A 2,254-nucleotide genomic window follows, 5' to 3' on the forward strand; every position below is an offset into this window, starting at 1 on the left:
AGAGTCATCCTTAGATGTATAGCATGATCTCTTAGCATAACTAGTGGCGTGCTCTTCTTTTCCTAGTGCTTTATAATAATATGCAATCTTCAAACAAGTAACAAGAGAGCTCTCTTCACAAGACTTAGAGGCCTCTCGAATTGTCGTGTCGCTGACAGTTAGGTCTAGACTTAGAAGAGTGGAAATATTCTGATAAAAATGTTCTTCTAAGTTCTTATGACTAGGTACTAAGTTTAAAAGAATATCTTCTAATGCATTCTTACTTTCAGCATTGAGAGAGTTCAGTTTAACTCCTGACTTCTTAAGATAACTAATAGCTTCTAAAGAATATTTTCCATTAGCTAGATAATAGAGAATATGCTTCTTCTCTTTACCGAGAGATTCAAAGTTAACACCTCTTTTAAGTGCATTATCTATGTCCTTATAGCTCAATCTTTCTTCACGACTTATCAGGTAAGACTCTTGTGATTTTTGGTTATTTTTATAAAAAGAAATAGCGATAATGAATAGGGCAATTACTCCAATCGAAATAATAAAAGGAGCACGTCTTCTTTTATACTTATCTTCAGTTAGAATTTTTAATAATTTACGAGCATTACTCTGAGCTTTATTTTCCATTTCTATCCCTAGATATTATTGGCCTTCTTGTATAATTTTAACAACTCTAAAGTCACTGGACCAGGCCTTCCAGTTCCTATGTCTTGATTGTCAATTTTAGTAATAGGTACCAATAGTTTCGTGGTACTTGTAAGAAAGCATTCATCTGCAGATTTAAGAAATTCTTCATTAAAATTTCTTTCACTGATATTGTATTTATTTTCTTTCGCTAGCTTTAGTAATGACTTTCTCGTTATACCACCAAGTAGGCCGGCCTTCACTGGAGGAGTGATGACTTCACCATCTTTTACTACCCATATATTGGATGTCGTGGCCTCGGTGACTTCATCTTTAGCATTTAGCATAATGGCGTCATAGGCACCTGCTTTTTTTGCTTCATTTATGGCCATTACATTATTTAAATAATTACCTGACTTTATTCTTGGATCTACTGCATTTTTTGGGTTTCTCATGGTGTGAGACACAATCATGTGTACTCCATCGGTGTACCACCAAGTAGGATTTGCAGGTAGTTCCTTCACAATGATAATGACATTACTCTTTGTCGCAAGTGCAGGGTCTAGTCCAATTTCACCCTCTCCACGTGTAATAATCACTCTTATGTAAGCATTATCAGTATCGAGCTCTTTTAATACTAGATGTATATCCTTTTCAAGTTCTTCCTGTGTGATCTCAAGTGGCATATCCATTTTCATGGCACTGTAAATCAATCTATTGAAATGCTCATCAAACTTAAATATCTTACGATTGAAAGTCTGAGTCACTTCATAGATGGAATCTCCATAGAGAAACCCTCTATCAAAAACTGATATTTTTGCATTGGCAACATCTGAAATAATTCCGTTTATTGATACTAGAGAGTTTATTTGTAAACTCCTTCATATCCTTCTGGTGTGAAGTTCCAGGCGTCAGTATAAACGTGCACTCTCTTAGTTTCTTTTCCTGAACTTAAGAGTGGAAGCTTTCTATGTGCCCAGCCCAAAATGCCTTCTTTTAAATTATAGGCATCAATATTTTTATCTTTTAGTATATGGACATATTTCGAGCTTCTATTTCCAATTGTACTATAAACAATAATCTTTTTTCCATGATAGTTAGGTAGATTCTCTTCGAATACCTCTTTAGTCACAGAGTTAGGGATATAGCTAATTTCAATTTCTGGAGTTGAGCGATTGTCCACTAATATTAAGCTGTCTTTATCGAGAGCTTGAAAGTCCTCAACTGAGATATGTGGAATTGCTGAGTATTGCTTCTCTAGAGTTGCACCCATCGAGCTTACAATTTGGAATTTATTTTGCGCTTCTTCAGGCTTTAAACAAGATTGGAAAAGCAATAATGAGAGTATAAAGATAGTTCTTTTCATAATTATGTAATATTCCACGCTTAGCTTTAGCTGACAAGAGCAATAAATTTGACGAAAGTCGTATCTTACTGAGATAATCAAACAGATGAAATATTTAATACTCGGGTTACTTTCTACATTTTCTCTACTATCAACTTCGGCCAGTACCGTCAGGCTCTCTGATACTACGACGCCTGTTGTTAATGTAGGGAGCATATATTCTGTTTATAACACTTTAGGGGGAGATGGTACTTCCTCTAGTGCTCCTCTTAAATTATATATACCGCTTTCTGG

The 2,254-nt window shown here is 35.2% G+C and carries 4 protein-coding genes; 1 reads left to right on the top strand and 3 read right to left on the bottom strand.

The window, feature by feature from the left end:
- The 3 genes from ABX784_RS17050 to ABX784_RS17060 all read right to left on the bottom strand — a co-directional run.
- Window positions 1-618, bottom strand: a 618-nt coding sequence (locus ABX784_RS17050) for a hypothetical protein (RefSeq protein ID WP_372656263.1), incomplete at its 3' end; no start/stop codon positions are given.
- A gap of 8 nt (window positions 619-626) precedes the next feature.
- Window positions 627-1,382 carry an aminotransferase class IV gene (locus ABX784_RS17055; RefSeq protein WP_372656264.1) on the bottom strand — a complete coding sequence of 252 codons (756 nt, stop codon included), beginning with the start codon at window positions 1,380-1,382 and terminating at the stop codon, window positions 627-629.
- A 98-nt stretch (window positions 1,383-1,480) separates the two neighbouring features.
- Window positions 1,481-1,981: a rhodanese-like domain-containing protein gene (locus tag ABX784_RS17060; RefSeq protein ID WP_372656265.1), complete on the bottom strand. Its 501-nt coding sequence runs from the start codon at window positions 1,979-1,981 to the stop codon at window positions 1,481-1,483.
- A gap of 85 nt (window positions 1,982-2,066) precedes the next feature.
- On the opposite strand from ABX784_RS17060, the gene ABX784_RS17065 reads away from it, so the two are divergent.
- A partial coding sequence (locus ABX784_RS17065; protein WP_372656266.1) for a hypothetical protein occupies window positions 2,067-2,254 on the top strand: 188 nt, incomplete at its 3' end.

Origin of the sequence: Halobacteriovorax sp. (genome assembly GCF_041587335.1) — a bacterium.
In the GTDB taxonomy this organism is placed as follows: Bacteria; Bdellovibrionota; Bacteriovoracia; order Bacteriovoracales; family Bacteriovoracaceae; genus Halobacteriovorax.

Bases quoted from the DNA above. Each gene is read 5' to 3' on its own strand.
- ABX784_RS17060 (WP_372656265.1), bottom strand. From the start codon at position 1,981: ATGAAAAGAACTATCTTTATACTCTCATTATTGCTTTTCCAATCTTGT.